Source organism: Bradyrhizobium agreste (assembly GCF_016031625.1).
GTDB lineage: Bacteria > Pseudomonadota > Alphaproteobacteria > Rhizobiales > Xanthobacteraceae > Bradyrhizobium > Bradyrhizobium agreste.
Window position 1 is genome coordinate 1 of record NZ_JACCHP010000020.1, and the last position, 14,029, is coordinate 14,029.

Genomic DNA, 14,029 nt, shown 5'->3' on the forward strand with positions numbered 1-14,029 from the left:
CGGAAAGACCGCACGAGGCGCTCGGCATGAAGTGTCCGGCGGAATTGTATGCGGCGTCACCGCGCCGCTATGACGGCTTGCCCGAACTGTCCTATCCATTCCATGACCGCGACGTCCTCGTCACGGCCTGCGGACGGCTCTGCCTGCATCGCAAGCGAATCAACATCTCGACCGTGCTGGCCGGCCAGAAGCTCGGCATCAAGGAAGTCGACGAGGGCATCTGGCTCGTCAGCTTCATGCACTACGATCTGGGATACTTCGACCTGGAGCAAAAGACCTTGCAGCCCCTCGACAACCCGTTCGGCCCGAAGCCCGTTACCGATGTCTCCGGTCCGACATCGTCGCTCTGACGCCACTCTTGCTCATTCTCGGCATGGCAGCTCCCCTGCTTGGCCGCGCTGAGCGGTCAACCCCCGAAGCCCGCAGGGGCGCGCCCCTTGGCGCGCGGGGTTGACGGCGATAGCGCGGGCCGAGCAAGAATAGGCCGTGCCATGAAGGCGTGGAGTGACCTGCAACCTTCGACAACCCGTTCGGCACGAGGTTGTCACCCATGTCTCAGGTACGATTCGTTACCTATGTGTCCGGGCTGGACCATCGCGGGGTGGCGGAGAGGGAGGGATTCGAACCCCCGATAGGCTTGCACCTATGCCGCATTTCGAGTGCGGTGCATTCAACCACTCTGCCACCTCTCCTGAAGGCGCCATATAGGAGCTGCGGCCCCCGTGGTTGGGGGCGTTAATAGGCGAGGATGGCGGGCCAGACAAGGCGCGAAAGGGGAAAATCCGCTGCCTGTTTCAGCCCTTGTCGTCCCGCCTGCCCCCTTGGCCTTTCAAAGCAATGAGGAACCGCCATGGAGCACCTGACTATCACGGCCAACGGCGCTGATTTCCACGCGGTCCGCGCCGGAAGAGGCAAACCGCTGCTTTTGCTGCATGGCTGGCCGGAATTCTGGCTGACCTGGGAGCCGGTGATATCGAGGCTTTCGGACCGGTTCACGCTTGTAGCGCCTGACCTCCGCGGCTTCGGCGACAGCGACAAGCCCGATGGGCCTTACGGGCCGGACGGCCATGCCGCCGACATGCTGGCGCTGATGGACGCGCTTCGTTTCGACCGATTCGGCGTCATCGGCCACGATGTCGGGGGCGCTGTCATGCAGCCGCTGGCCCGGCAGGCGCCCGAGCGGGTGGCGGGACTCTTCTTCTTCGATTTCGTCTATCCCGGGATCGGGCCGCGGATGGCCGCGCCCGATCGGCTCAACCACATCTGGTACCAGTCCTTTCACCAGATGGAGATGGCCCCACAGCTGGTCGGTGCGAGCCGGGAGACCTGCCGGCTCTATATCAGCCACTTCCTCAAAGGCTGGGCGCACCGGACAAACGCCTTCGACGACGTGCTGGACGCCTTCACGGACAACTTCCTGAAAGACGGCAACCTCGCCGGCGGCTTTGCGCATTACCGCGCCTCGCATGCCGGGCGCGTCGCGATGATGAAAGGCGAAGCGCCCAGGCTGCCGCCGATCGCGGTGCCGACCTGCGTGCGCTGGGCCGAGCACGATCCGCTGTTTCCGTATCCGTGGACCGACCGGCTGTCCGAGACCTTCAGCGAGCTCGATCTCAAGATGTTTCCCGGCGTCGGCCACTTCCCGCATCGGGAAGATCCGGACCGCGCGGCCGCAGAGATCGCGGCGTTCTTTCGGCGTGTGGGCTGGAGCTGAGGAAAACGGGGTGGGACCGCCAGACGCGGTAAACACTGGCGGTCCCGTGCCGCTCATTGAAATACTGGCCGTGAAGGGCGGCTTCGCCGGCCGAGTGGAAGCGACGATTCGACCCTAGCGTGCGGCGGGCGGGCCGCAACGCAATCCGGTCCTTAACCTAACCGGTCAAGGTTACTCCTTGTCCGCCTTGCCCTTTTTCTTCCCGCTCTCCGTAGAATCCCGGTCCTTGCCGTTGCCATTCTCCTTGCGGCGGTTGGTGAAGCGCGCATTGCCGAGCCCGGTGCCGATGGTGAGCACGCCCCAGCGCTCGACATTCTGCATGAACGGCACTTCCGACAGGCCCTGAACCACGCCGTCATTGTGCATCAGGATCGCGGTGTCGTGCTCGCCGATCTGCGGAATGGCCTCGACCAGGCTCGCGGGCAGGTTGAATTTGCTGCTCTCCCAATTGCCGGGCATGTTCTGCGCGCCTTTCTCGATCGAGCCGTCCGCATTGATCACGCCGGGACAGGCGATGCCGATGAAGGGTGCGAGCTTGAAGCCTTCGGCCTCGGCGTCCTCGATCAGGCCTTGCAGCATCTTGACCAGCCGCTTGACTGCGGTTTCGCGGCTCGGCTCGTCATCGGCGTGACGCCACAGATCTGATTTGAAGACGACCGCCTTGGACAGGTCGGGCGCCTTCTTCCAGCGCGTCTCGACGATACCGCAGCGGATGTTGGTGCCACCGATATCGACGGCGAGGATGCTGTCATAGGCCTCGAAGATCCAGGACGGCACGAGGTGCAGGGCTCCGATCAGGCCGGCGTCGTCAGGATCGGAGCGGATCGGCACCAGGTCGACCTTGAAGCCCTCCGATTTCAGGATGATCTCGGCCCGGGCAATGGCAATCTCGCCAAGCCGGCTGGCGCGAAAGCCGCCCCCGACCACGATGCATTCGGTCTTGGCCCAGGCCTTGGTCTTGAGAAACCGCCGCGTGACGTAAGCGAGCTCCTGGGCGAAGTCCTCGATCGCGCTGTGCACGACGGCCGTGGCCTCGGTGTCGTCGCCGACCAGAACGGCATCGAGGGCTTTCTTGCTGATCTTGTCGGAGGGCTCGTCACCGAACGGATCCTCACCGCTCTTGCGCAGGGGCTTGCGCCATTCTTCGAGGATCTCGCGAAACGCACCCTTGCTGGCGCGGTCGCCGAGAAAGCCGTCGTCGTCCTTGATCTCGATGTTGAAGCTGTCGACATCGACCGACGGCAGGCGGCTCGCCCCGTGCTGGGCGATATCCGTTGTCTTGACCAGCTCGTCTGAACCCATGATAGCCCTTGCCCGCCTGTCCTGATCGCGAGGACACAACGGGGAGGGAACCCGTTGGTTGCACGCGGGCGGCAGATTCAGCCGGTGCGCGGCAATTGCGCCAAATCCTTCAAATCCGGGCCCTTTTTGGCGGTTTTCCTTGACTCTCCGCCGGCGGCGGCTATAAGTCCCACAGCCGGCGCGGGGCGTTTCTCGCGCCGCTTGTTTTTGCGTGGGTTTTCAAAGGGATAAAACCCGCCCGCACAAAACGCAGATAAACCCATAGCGACTGACAAAAAGCCGACCCGGACGTTTCCCGTCCCGAGGCCGGGATTGAACACGGAGAAAGAACGATGTTCGCAGTCATCAAAACCGGCGGCAAGCAATACCGTGTCGAGCCGGATGATGTTCTCGAAGTAGGCAAGATCGACGGCGAAGTCGGCTCGATCGTGCAGTTGAATGAAGTTCTGGTGGTCGGCGGCGACACGCCGGTGCTGGGCGTTCCGACCGTTGCAGGTGCGTCGGTTGCGGTCGAGGTGCTCGACCACAAGCGCGGCCCCAAGGTCATCGCCTTCAAGAAGCGCCGCCGCAAGAATTCGCGCCGCAAGCGCGGCTACCGCGACGAGATCACCGTGCTGCGCATCAGCGAGATCCTGACCGACGGCGCCAAGCCCAGCAAGGGCCCGCGTCCGAAGAAGGAGAAGGCGGCGCCGGCAGCGGAAGCGGCCGAATAACGGAAACCGATCACGCCAATTCACGAATTGATGCGTGCGACGTTTTGAAATGATTCCGTCAAGGAATTGACCTAGAACTACGCAGGATTTCGGAGACGAGCCATGGCTCACAAAAAAGCAGGCGGTTCATCGCGCAACGGTCGCGATTCCAAGGGCAAGCGCCTCGGTATCAAGGCGTTCGGCGGCGAGATCGTCACGCCCGGCAACATCATTGCGCGTCAGCGCGGCACCACCTGGCACCCCGGCCTCAATGTCGGCATGGGTACGGACCACACTCTGTTCGCCAAGATCGAGGGCCGTGTTGCGTTCCAGGCCAAAGCAGGCGGCCGCACCTTCGTATCGGTGCTCCCGATTGCCGAGGCTGCTGAATAGACGGTGGATCAAATTGGAGTCCGCCGGTCCCGACTGAACCGGCGGAGTCCTTAAAGATCGCAACAGATCGAAGGCTCCAAGGGGAGGCGGGAAACCGGCCTCCCCTTTTGTTTGCGCACTTTTGACTTAGTGACTTTCACGGAGCCGGACATGTTGCAGGATTTTTCGAGCGTGACCTTGGCCGAGGCGAGACCCAGCGTCGTCGCCACCGAGCGGCTGACCTTGCGGCGGCCGACGCTGGCCGACGTCAGGACCATCGCCCGGCTCGCCAACGACCGCCGTGTCGCCGAGAACACCCGCCGCCTGCCGCATCCCTATTCGCAGGACGACGCCGCCGAATTCATCCGCGCCACCGCCGCGCTCGGCAGCGAGACCGTGTTCCTGATCGAGCACGACAGCGGGCCGGTCGGCATGGTCGGCATCGACTGCTGCAAGCCCGGCAATGCCGAGCTCGGCTACTGGCTCGGCGTCGAGCATTGGGGCCGGGGCTTTGCCACCGAGGCCGCACGCGGCGCGATCGACTTCTTCTTCGAGGAGTTCGAGGACGAGCATCTCTACGCCGGCGCGCGCGTCACCAATCCGGCCTCGCGCAAGGTGCTGGAGAAGTGCGGCTTCCAGTGGAGCGGCGTGCAGCTGCACCGCTTCCTGGCGCTCGGCTCCTCGACGCCCGTCGACTGCTTCCGCCTGTCGCGCGCCGTGTGGGCCTCGCTGAAGAGCTGGAGCAGTGCAAGACGGATGCGGTAGAGGAAGGCGCTGCGGCATACTCCCCCGTCGTCCCGGGGCGCGACGAAGTCGCGAGCCCGGGACCCATAACCACAGGAAGCCGTGCGGGGCAGAACTCCCACTCCGAGTCGTCGCAAAACATCTGCCTGTGGGTATGGGTCCCGGGCTCGCGCTGCGCGCGCCCCGGGACGACCCGTGATTGCGGCTACGCCGGCGGATTCACCTCTTCGCTTGCGCGTCCCAGATCCCGCTCCCGCAAGTAAATGTAGAACCCGGCGCCGATGATGATGGCCGCGCCGACCAGTGTTGCGATCGACGGGACGTCGCCGAACACGACGAAGCCGAAGATCACGGCCCAGACGATCATCGAATATTGATAGGGCACGACGACGCTGGCCGGCGCCAGCTTGAGCGAACGGTTGACGCAGAACAGTGCGGTCACCGAGACGCATCCGGCGAGCGCGAAGATCACGAGGCTGCCGGGGGTCGGCGGCACCCAGTGGAATGCCGACAGCACCGCACCGAGCGAAAACGTGCCGATGAATTGCGAGGACGCCATCACGATGTCGGGCGTCTTGCGCAGGCTGCGCGTGATCAGCATCAGGGTTGCGAAGGAGAGGCTGCCGCCGAGCGCGATCAGCGCCGGCAGGCTCACCGTCTGCGCCGAAGGCCGCAGCGCGATCAAGACGCCGCAGAAGCCGATCAGGATCGCGGTCCAGCGCCGCCAGCCGACCTTCTCGCCCAGAAAGATCGCCGACATCGCGGTGACGAAGATCGGGCCGGCGAGATAATAGGTGATGACGTCGGCGAGCGGCAGATAGACGGTTGCGAGAAAGAAGGCCGCGACTTCCAGCGTCGACAGCACGACGCGAACCAGCTGCAGGCCCGGCCGCTCCAGATGCAGGAACAGGTAGCGCTGCTTCCAGACCAGCGGCGACAGCAGCAGCAGCGCCGCGCAGGCGCGCAGGAACAAGAGCTGCCCCACCGAATAGGTCCCGACCAGGAACTTGCCCATGGCATCGCCGAACGAGAACATGAAGATCGACAGCACCATGAGTCCGATGCCGGCGAGGCGCGCCGAGCGATCGTCATAGGCGGAGAGATTCTTGAAGAGGGGCATTGCGGTCGTTTTAATGAGGTGAGCCGCCGGGACAAGCCCGCCACGCCGAATTGAACGGATTGTCGCACTCTTGGCATCGCGGTAGCGATACAGGCCACATCGACTTGAGAGCCCAGACATGACCGATTTCGATCCGGCCCAGCATCGCATGATCCCGACGCAACGCTGGTTTGAGGATTTCGTCGTCGGCGAACGCTTCGTGCTGCCGAGCCGCACCCAGACCTCGGCGGTGTTCGCCGCATTCCAGACCGCGAGCGGCGACACTCATCCGGTGCACTACGACGTGGAATATTGCCGCAGCCGCGGCATGCCGCATCTGCTCGCCCACGGCTTCCAGACCCTGATCCACACCGCGCCCGGCGCCGGCCTGTTTCCGTTCCTGGTCGAGGACTCCCTGGTCGGCTTCCTCGAGCAATCGAGCCGCTTTCTCAAGCCGGTGTTCGCCGACGATACCATCTATCCGGCGCTGGAAGTCATCGAGCTGGTGCCGGGGCGCTCGACCGGCACGGTGACGCTGCGCAGCACCGTGTTCAACCAGCGCAAGGAGCTGGTGCTCGAGGGCACGCAGAAATTCCTGATCCGGCGGCGGCCGGCGGGTTAAGCAAGGGGGCAATTCGCAGGATTTCGGCCGATTTGCGGATCAATCCGGGTTGCCGCACGCGGCAGGCTGGCCTACCTATGGCCCATGAAATTCCTCGACGAAGCAAAGGTCTATATCCGCTCCGGTGACGGCGGCAACGGCTGCGTGGCGTTCCGCCGCGAGAAGTTCATCGAATTCGGCGGCCCCTCCGGCGGCAATGGCGGCCGCGGCGGCAACGTCATCGTCGAGGTCGCCGACGGCCTCAACACGCTGATCGACTACCGCTATCAGCAGCACTTCAAGGCCCAGAAGGGCGAGAACGGCTCGGGCTCGGACCGTCACGGCGCCAACGGCAAGAACATCGTGCTGAAGGTTCCGCTCGGCACGCAGATTTTCGACGAGGACCGCGAGACGCTGATCCACGACTTCACCAAGGTCGGCGAAAAATTCGTGCTGGCCGAAGGCGGCAATGGCGGCTTCGGCAACGCGCATTTCAAGTCGTCGACCAACCGCGCCCCGCGCAACGCCAATCCCGGCCAGGTGGGCGAGGAGCGCTGGATCTGGCTGCGGCTGAAACTCATTGCCGATGCCGGCCTCGTCGGCCTGCCCAATGCCGGCAAGTCGACCTTCCTCTCCAAGGTCAGCGCGGCAAAGCCGAAGATCGCCGACTATCCCTTCACCACGCTGCATCCGCAGCTCGGCGTCGTGAATGCCGACGGCCGCGAATTCGTGCTCGCCGACATTCCCGGCCTGATCGAGGGCGCGCATGAAGGCGCGGGCCTCGGCGACCGCTTCCTCGGCCATGTCGAGCGCTGCCGCGTGCTCTTGCACCTCGTCGACGCCACCTGCGAGCATGCCGGCAAGGCCTACAAGACCGTGCGCAAAGAGCTCGACGCCTATGGCGGCCAGCTCACCGACAAGATCGAGATCGTCGCGCTGAACAAGATTGACGCGGTCCGGCCGGACGAATTGAAGAAGCAGAAGGACCGCCTGAAGCGCGCCGCCAGGAAGACGCCGCTGCTGCTCTCCGGCGTCACCGGTCAGGGCGTCAAGGAAGCCTTGCGCGCGCTGGCCGATGTCATCGGCGAAAGCCCGGTCTCCGCCAAGGCCAAGAGCGCGGCCGAAGCGGAGCCGTGGTCGGCTTAGCCTCTCTCCACTGTCGTCCCCGCGAAGGCGGGGACCCATACCGCGTGATCTCTCGATTGGAGACGGTTGTAGTACCGATCTTCTAGTCTTCGCCAAACTCCTTCCTGTGGTTATGGGTCCCCGCCTTCGCGGGGACGACAGCGGAAGTTGTGGCCGCCGTCATGCGCATCACCGGCTTGTCTTCGTTTCTCCAATAGCGCAGCATCGAACAATCAAGAAACGGCAGGGATGACGCATGGCGCGCGCGAAGAACGTTCTCTGGATCATGTGCGACCAGCTTCGCTACGATTATCTCGCCTGCACCGGCCATCCCACGCTGAAGACACCGAACATCGACGCGATGGCAAGGCGCGGCGTGCTGTTCACCAAGGCCTACGTGCAGTCGCCGATCTGCGGCCCGTCGCGGATGTCGTTCTATACCGGCCGCTACATGCGCTCGCACGGCTCGCACTGGAACGGCTGGCCCTTGCGCGTCGGCGAGCCCACGCTCGGCGATCACCTCAACAAGATCGGCGTCCGCAACGTGCTGGTCGGCAAGACCCACATGGCCCCTGATCTCGAAGGCATGAAGGCGCTCGGCATTCCCCCGGAATCGATGATCGGCGTGCATGTCGCCGAATGCGGCTTCGAGCCTTACGAGCGCGATGACGGCCTGCATCCGACCGGACGGCCGCGCCCGAAATACGACGAATATCTGCGTGAGCACGGTTTTGCCGCCACCAATCCCTGGGAGCACTGGGCCAATTCCGGCGCTGCTGACGACGGTAGCTTGCAGAACGGCTGGCTGCTGGTGCACGCCGACAAGGCCGCGCGCGTGCCCGAAGAGCATTCCGAGACGCCCTATATGACCCGGCGCGCGATGGACTTCATCAGCGAGGCCGAGACCGACGGCCGGCCGTGGTGCCTGCATCTGTCCTACATCAAGCCGCACTGGCCCTATATCGCGCCAGAACCCTATGCCAGCATGTATTCGGCCGATGACATGATCCCGGTAATCCGTTCGATGCGCGAGCGGCAAAACCCGCATCCGGTGTTCGGCGCCTACATGGACATGCGCTACTCCCGCAACATGGCGCGCAATGAGGCCCGCGAGAAGGTGATCCCGACCTATATGGGCCTGATCACCCAGATCGACGACCAGATGGGCGTGCTGATGGAGTTTTTGGAGACGCGCGGCCTGCTGGACACCACGATGATCGTGTTCACCTCCGATCATGGCGACTATCTCGGCGATCACTGGATGGGCGAGAAGGATCTGTTCCACGAACAGTCGGCGAAGATTCCGCTTGTTATCATCGATCCCTCCAGGGAAGCCGACACCACGCGCGGCACGCGCAGCGATGCGCTGGTCGAGGCGATCGATCTCGCACCGACCTTCGTCGATTATTTCGGCGGCAAGGTGCCCGGCCACATCCTCGAAGGACGCTCGCTGCTGCCGCTGCTGCGCGGGCCAACGCCGCCGGATTGGCGCAAGGTAGCGTTCTCCGAATACGACTATTCCATGCAGGACGTGCGGCTGAAGCTGAACCAGCCGATCGAACGCTGCCGCCTGTTCATGGTGTTCGACGGCCGCTGGAAATACATCCACGCTTCCGGCTTCCGCCCGATGCTGTACGATCTCGAAACCGATCCGGACGAGTACGTCGATCGCGGCGACGATCCGGAATGCGCCGCCGTCCTCGCGCGATTGCAAGCCGAGCCGTTCGACTGGGCGCTGCATCCGAACGGTCACATCACCACACCCCGCGAGAAGATCGCCGCCTATGCCGACAACCAGCTGCAGGTGAAGGGCGGCATCCTGATCGGCATCTGGGACGAGACGGAGCTCGCCGCGATCAAGGACGGCATAGCGCAGCGGGGGAAGATGTGAATGAGGCCGAAGTCCTCTCATCTCGTCATGCCCGGGCTTGACCCGGGCATCCACGTCTCACCTCCGTCGCGGAAGCACGTGGATGGCCGGGTCAAGCCCGGCCATGACGACTGAGTGTGTGGCGCCGCAGAGACTCAATTCGTGATCTTATATCCCGTCGCCTTCACGATCGGCTGCCACAGCGCGATGTTCGCGGCGAGCTCCTTCGTCAATCCATCCGCATCGCTGCCGACCGGGATCAAGCCGATCGCCGTCAGCTTCTCCTTCACCTCGGGCTTGGCGAGCGCCGCGCTCGCGGCCGCGCCGAGCTTGCTTGCAAACTCCGGCGGGCTGCCGGCGGGAAGCCACATGCCGTACCAGGCATCCGCAACGAGGTCGATGCCGCGCTCCTTCAGCGTCGGCACGTCCGGCGCGAACGGCGAGCGTTCGGCGCTCGCGACCGCAATGATCTTCACGCCCTTGGCGCGGTGCTGCGACAGCGCATCCGCCAGCGTGGTGATCCCGAACGAGATGTGGCCGCCGACAAGATCGTTGAGGATCGGCGCGCTGCCGCGATAGGGCACGCGGGTCAGGGGGATGCCGAGGTCCCTCTCGAGCTTGGAGCCCATGAAATGCGGGATGGTGCCGTTGCTCGGCACGCCAAAGGACGTCTTGTCCGGATGCGATTTCAGCCACGCCACGAACGCCTTGAAATCGGCGGCTTCGACCGCCGGGTTGATCACCAGCGCAAACTCGAATCGCGCCAGCAGTGAGACCGGCACGAAATCCTTCGCGGTGTCGAAGCTCGGCGTCGGCTCGACCATCGGCAGCAGGTACATGGTCGGCCCTGTCGTCACCAGCACCATGCTGCCGTCGGGGCTTGCGCCCTTCACCGCCTTGATGCCGATCAGGCCGTCGCCGCCGGTGCGGTTCTCGACCACGACGGTCCGTTGCAGCATTGGCGCCATCTCCTGCGCGATCAGCCGGCAGAGCGTGTCGCCGCCGGCCCCCGCCGCAAACGGGAAGATGATTTTCGTCAGCCCGGCCTGCGCTTGCGCCCCACCGGCCTGCGCCAGCAACGGCATACCCAGACATCCGGCCATGAATGTGCGGCGATCCATGCGTTCCCTTCCAGCCCATTTGATTGTCGGCATTAGAACCGCGCCGGCGTCCGAAACAAGGCCAGAGACCAGGCCCGCGCCGTTTACCATGCCGGCCGCCTTGCGCCGGCCCTCGTCCTGCTGCAAAAGCAGGCCTATCGGCGCCGCCCCGCTCGCTCCGCCGTTTCCAATGCAGTGCAGATCGCCCAAGCGCGCCAACATACACACACATGGCCAGCCCCGAACTCAGTCAATTCCGCCGCATCGTCGTCAAGGTCGGCTCAGCGCTGCTGGTCGATTCCGACAAGGGCGAGGTGCGGGCGTCCTGGCTCGCCGCGCTCGCCGACGACATGGCCAAGCTGCACAAGGAGGGGCGCGACGTCCTCGTCGTCTCCTCCGGCTCGATCGCGCTCGGTCGCAGCCGGCTGAAATTGCCGCGCGGCCCGCTGAAGCTGGAAGAGAGCCAGGCTGCAGCTGCCGTCGGCCAGATCGCGCTGGCGCGGATCTGGTCGGAGGTGCTTGGCGCCCACGGCATCGGCGCCGGCCAGATCCTGGTGACACTGCAGGACACCGAGGAGCGCCGCCGCTATCTCAACGCGCGCTCCACCATCGGCAAGCTCTTGGAATGGCGCGCCATCCCCGTGATCAACGAGAACGACACGGTGGCGACCACCGAGATCCGCTACGGCGACAACGATCGCCTCGCCGCGCGCGTCGCGACCATGGCGAGCGCAGACCTGCTGGTGCTGCTGTCCGACATCGACGGACTCTACGACGCCCCGCCGAAGAACAACCCGAACGCAAAACTCATTCCCGTGGTCGACAGCATCTCCTCGGAGATCGAGGCGGTGGCGGGCGATGCCGAGTCCGAGCTGTCGCGCGGCGGCATGCGCACCAAGGTCGAGGCTGCCAAGATCGCGACGACCGGAGGCACGCATATGCTGATCGCCTCCGGCAAGATCGAGCATCCCTTGCAGGCGATCGCCGATGGCGGCCGCTGCACCTGGTTCCTGACGCCCGCCAATCCGATCACGTCACGCAAACGCTGGATCGCGGGGACGCTGGAGCCGAAGGGCACGCTGACCATCGATGCCGGCGCCGTGACGGCGCTGCGGGCCGGCGCCAGCCTGCTGCCGGCCGGCGTGATCAAGGTCGAGGGCCAGTTCGCCCGCGGCGATGCCGTGGTCGTGCGCGGCCCCGACGGCAGCGAGGTCGGCCGCGGCCTGATCGCCTATGACGCCGACGATGCCGAACGGATCAAGGGCCGCTCCTCCCCCGATGTGATGACCATCCTCGGCATCAGCGGCCGCGCGGAGATGATCCACCGCGACGATCTGGTGGTGGGCGGGTAAAGCCAACCGCGGCTATTGCATGTCGTCGGGGTTGATATCCTGCCGGCCGTGCATGACGCGGATAATCTCGACGCCATCCGGTAACGGAACATAGAAGATGACGTAATTGCCGACCGGGAAGCTGCGCAAGCCGATGCGTAAGTCCGGGCGTTCGCGCCCGGCGAGCGGATTCCCCAAGAGCATTTCGAAGATCTCGCCGATGCGCGCGATCTGCTTGTCGGCGGACCGGACGCTGTGTGAAGCAATGAAGTCCCAGATCGAATCGAGATCGACGTCTGCTTGCGGGGATTTGCGAAATCTATTTGCCACGCTTGCGCGCGGCCAAACGTTGCCGTCCCCGCGCCTTGATGTCGTTCATCCATTTCTGGACATCGACCTCCTCCATCGGACCGCTGTCAAAGCCTTTCTGGATTTCCTCCCGCAGCGCCTCCAGCTTGAGCTTGCGCCGTTCCTCGCGCTCCTCGACGAGGCGAAGGCCTTCGCGCATGACCTCGCTTGCGCTGGCATAGCGCCCGCTCTCAACCAGAGTGTCGATCAGGTCCTCGAAATGCTTGCCAATGCTGTAGCTGCTCGCCATGGGTGGCCCCGTTATCAAAATATGATACTTATTGATATTGGGCCGCCCCGCAAGGCTTCGCCTGCCGTCCGGCCCAATCCGGTCGTGGCGGCGCGAAACGAACCCCTGCCATACCCTCCCCGCCCTTCGCCAAAGCGGGATTTCCGTGCTAGGACACCGCCTTAGCAGAAGGTTTGACCCCATGGCCGCCCCTCTCAAAGCCGTCGACGGCAATGCCGATCTCCAGGCGCTGATGTCCGATCTCGGAACCCGTGCCCGCGCCGCTGCGCGCGTGCTGGCGCTGGCGCCGCCGGAGCAGAAGAACCGGGCGCTGGAAGCCATGGAGCTGGCGATCCGCGCGAACGCGGCCGCGCTTCTCGCCGCCAATGCCGAGGACGTCGCGGAGGCCCGCGCCTCCGGCAATGCCACCTCCGCCTTCATCGACCGCCTGACGCTGACGCCGGCGCGCATCGAGGGCATGGCCGAGGGCATCGGCATCGTGCGCGGCATCGCCGATCCCATCGGCGTCGTCACCGAGCGCTGGCAGCGGCCGAACGGCATGACCATCGAGCGCGTGCGCGTGCCGCTCGGCGTCGTCGGCGTGATCTTCGAGAGCCGGCCGAACGTCGCGGCGGACGCCGGCGTGCTGTGCCTGAAGTCTGGCAACGCCGTGGTCCTGCGCGGCGGTTCCGACAGTTTTCGCTCCTGCCGCGCCATCCATGAGTGCCTGGTGCAGGGCCTGCGCGAAGCCGGCCTGCCGGAAGCTGCGATCACGCTGGTGCCGACGCGCGATCGCGCCGCGGTCGGCATGATGCTGTCGGGCCTCGACGGCGCCATCGACGTCATCGTGCCGCGCGGGGGCAAGAGCCTCGTCGCGCGCGTCGAGCAGGAGGCGCGCGTGCCTGTCTTTGCGCATCTCGAAGGCGTCAACCACGTCTATGTCGATGGCAGCGCCGACCTCGCCATGGCGAAGTCGATCGTGCTCAATGCCAAGATGCGACGCACCGGCGTCTGCGGTGCAGCCGAGACGCTGCTGGTTGATCGTGCTGCCGCTGACAAGACCCTGAAGCCGCTGGTCGAGATGCTGCTCGATGCCGGCTGCGAGGTGCGCGGCGACGAGGCCGTGCAAAAGGCCGATGCGCGCGTCAAGCCGGCGAGCGACGAAGATTGGAACACCGAATATCTCGACGCGATCATCGCGGCGAAGGTGGTGGACGGCGTCGACGGCGCGATCGCGCACATCCAGAACCACGGCTCGCATCACACCGATGCCATCGTGAGCGCGGATGAGGCTGCGGCCAACAAGTTCCTGAGCGAGGTCGATTCCGCGATCGTGCTCCACAATGCCTCGACGCAGTTCGCCGATGGCGGCGAGTTCGGTTTCGGCGCCGAGATCGGGATCGCCACCGGCCGCTTCCACGCCCGCGGCCCGGTCGGCGCCGAGCAATTGACGAGCTTCAAATATCGGGTCCACGGCACCGGACAGACCCGGCCGTAGACGT

The 14,029-nt window shown here is 64.9% G+C and carries 14 protein-coding genes, 1 tRNA gene and 1 pseudogene; 10 read left to right on the forward strand and 6 right to left on the reverse strand.

The features are described 5' to 3' along the window. Positions 1–350 (forward strand): annotated as a pseudogene (locus HZZ13_RS26050) (IS481 family transposase); the annotation flags it as partial. A 252-nt stretch (positions 351–602) separates the two neighbouring features. On the opposite strand, the gene HZZ13_RS26055 reads toward HZZ13_RS26050, so the two are convergent. Next, a tRNA-Ser gene (locus tag HZZ13_RS26055) sits at positions 603–692 on the reverse strand. Between the two features lie 158 nt (positions 693–850). On the opposite strand from HZZ13_RS26055, the gene HZZ13_RS26060 reads away from it, so the two are divergent. Next, entirely contained in the window at positions 851–1,714 is an 864-nt protein-coding gene (locus HZZ13_RS26060) for an alpha/beta fold hydrolase (RefSeq protein ID WP_197962360.1), read from the forward strand. Between the two features lie 171 nt (positions 1,715–1,885). On the opposite strand, the gene HZZ13_RS26065 is transcribed toward HZZ13_RS26060, so the two are convergent. Beyond that, the gene (locus HZZ13_RS26065) at positions 1,886–3,016 is read right to left on the reverse strand and encodes an ROK family protein (protein WP_197962361.1); all 1,131 of its coding nucleotides are present in this window, start codon (positions 3,014–3,016) and stop codon (positions 1,886–1,888) included. A gap of 332 nt (positions 3,017–3,348) precedes the next feature. Here HZZ13_RS26065 and rplU point away from each other — a divergent pair, with 332 nt between their 5' ends. The 3 genes from rplU (at position 3,349) to HZZ13_RS26080 (ending at position 4,845) form a co-directional block, all read left to right on the forward strand. Next, positions 3,349–3,729, forward strand: coding sequence for a 50S ribosomal protein L21 (gene rplU / locus HZZ13_RS26070; protein ID WP_197962362.1), 381 nt, complete (start codon positions 3,349–3,351; stop codon positions 3,727–3,729). Between the two features lie 102 nt (positions 3,730–3,831). Beyond that, positions 3,832–4,101 (forward strand): 50S ribosomal protein L27, encoded by a 270-nt coding sequence (rpmA, locus tag HZZ13_RS26075; RefSeq protein ID WP_197962363.1) that lies wholly within the window; start codon positions 3,832–3,834, stop codon positions 4,099–4,101. Positions 4,102–4,251: 150 nt separating this feature from the next. Beyond that, the gene (locus tag HZZ13_RS26080) at positions 4,252–4,845 is read left to right on the forward strand and encodes a GNAT family N-acetyltransferase (RefSeq protein WP_197962364.1); all 594 of its coding nucleotides are present in this window, start codon (positions 4,252–4,254) and stop codon (positions 4,843–4,845) included. 184 nt (positions 4,846–5,029) lie between these two features. Here HZZ13_RS26080 and HZZ13_RS26085 read toward each other — a convergent pair whose 3' ends face one another. Continuing rightward, entirely contained in the window at positions 5,030–5,944 is a 915-nt protein-coding gene (locus HZZ13_RS26085; protein WP_197962365.1) for a DMT family transporter, read from the reverse strand. Between the two features lie 118 nt (positions 5,945–6,062). On the opposite strand from HZZ13_RS26085, the gene HZZ13_RS26090 reads away from it, so the two are divergent. The 3 genes from HZZ13_RS26090 (at position 6,063) to HZZ13_RS26100 (ending at position 9,540) form a co-directional block, all read left to right on the forward strand. Further along, positions 6,063–6,545 (forward strand): MaoC family dehydratase, encoded by a 483-nt coding sequence (locus tag HZZ13_RS26090; protein WP_197962366.1) that lies wholly within the window; start codon positions 6,063–6,065, stop codon positions 6,543–6,545. 84 nt (positions 6,546–6,629) lie between these two features. Further along, entirely contained in the window at positions 6,630–7,670 is a 1,041-nt protein-coding gene (gene obgE, locus HZZ13_RS26095) for a GTPase ObgE (protein ID WP_197962367.1), read from the forward strand. 235 nt (positions 7,671–7,905) lie between these two features. After that, positions 7,906–9,540 (forward strand): alkaline phosphatase family protein, encoded by a 1,635-nt coding sequence (locus HZZ13_RS26100; protein ID WP_197962368.1) that lies wholly within the window; start codon positions 7,906–7,908, stop codon positions 9,538–9,540. A gap of 134 nt (positions 9,541–9,674) precedes the next feature. On the opposite strand, the gene HZZ13_RS26105 is transcribed toward HZZ13_RS26100, so the two are convergent. Further along, entirely contained in the window at positions 9,675–10,640 is a 966-nt protein-coding gene (locus HZZ13_RS26105) for a Bug family tripartite tricarboxylate transporter substrate binding protein (RefSeq protein WP_197962369.1), read from the reverse strand. A gap of 209 nt (positions 10,641–10,849) precedes the next feature. On the opposite strand from HZZ13_RS26105, the gene proB reads away from it, so the two are divergent. Beyond that, on the forward strand, positions 10,850–11,971 hold the full coding sequence (proB, locus tag HZZ13_RS26110; RefSeq protein WP_197962370.1) for a glutamate 5-kinase: 1,122 nt from the start codon (positions 10,850–10,852) through the stop codon (positions 11,969–11,971). 12 nt (positions 11,972–11,983) lie between these two features. On the opposite strand, the gene HZZ13_RS26115 is transcribed toward proB, so the two are convergent. Together HZZ13_RS26115 and HZZ13_RS26120 are read right to left on the reverse strand one after the other, a co-directional pair. Then, positions 11,984–12,280, reverse strand: a complete 297-nt coding sequence (locus HZZ13_RS26115; protein WP_197962371.1) for a type II toxin-antitoxin system RelE/ParE family toxin — start codon at positions 12,278–12,280, stop codon at positions 11,984–11,986. Beyond that, on the reverse strand, positions 12,270–12,548 hold the full coding sequence (locus HZZ13_RS26120) for a type II toxin-antitoxin system ParD family antitoxin (RefSeq protein WP_197962372.1): 279 nt from the start codon (positions 12,546–12,548) through the stop codon (positions 12,270–12,272). Before HZZ13_RS26120 ends, HZZ13_RS26115 begins: the two co-directional genes overlap by 11 nt. Positions 12,549–12,729: 181 nt before the next feature. Between HZZ13_RS26120 and HZZ13_RS26125 the strand changes: the two genes are divergently transcribed. Then, positions 12,730–14,025: a glutamate-5-semialdehyde dehydrogenase gene (locus HZZ13_RS26125; RefSeq protein ID WP_197962373.1), complete on the forward strand. Its 1,296-nt coding sequence runs from the start codon at positions 12,730–12,732 to the stop codon at positions 14,023–14,025. Positions 14,026–14,029 lie beyond the last annotated feature (4 nt).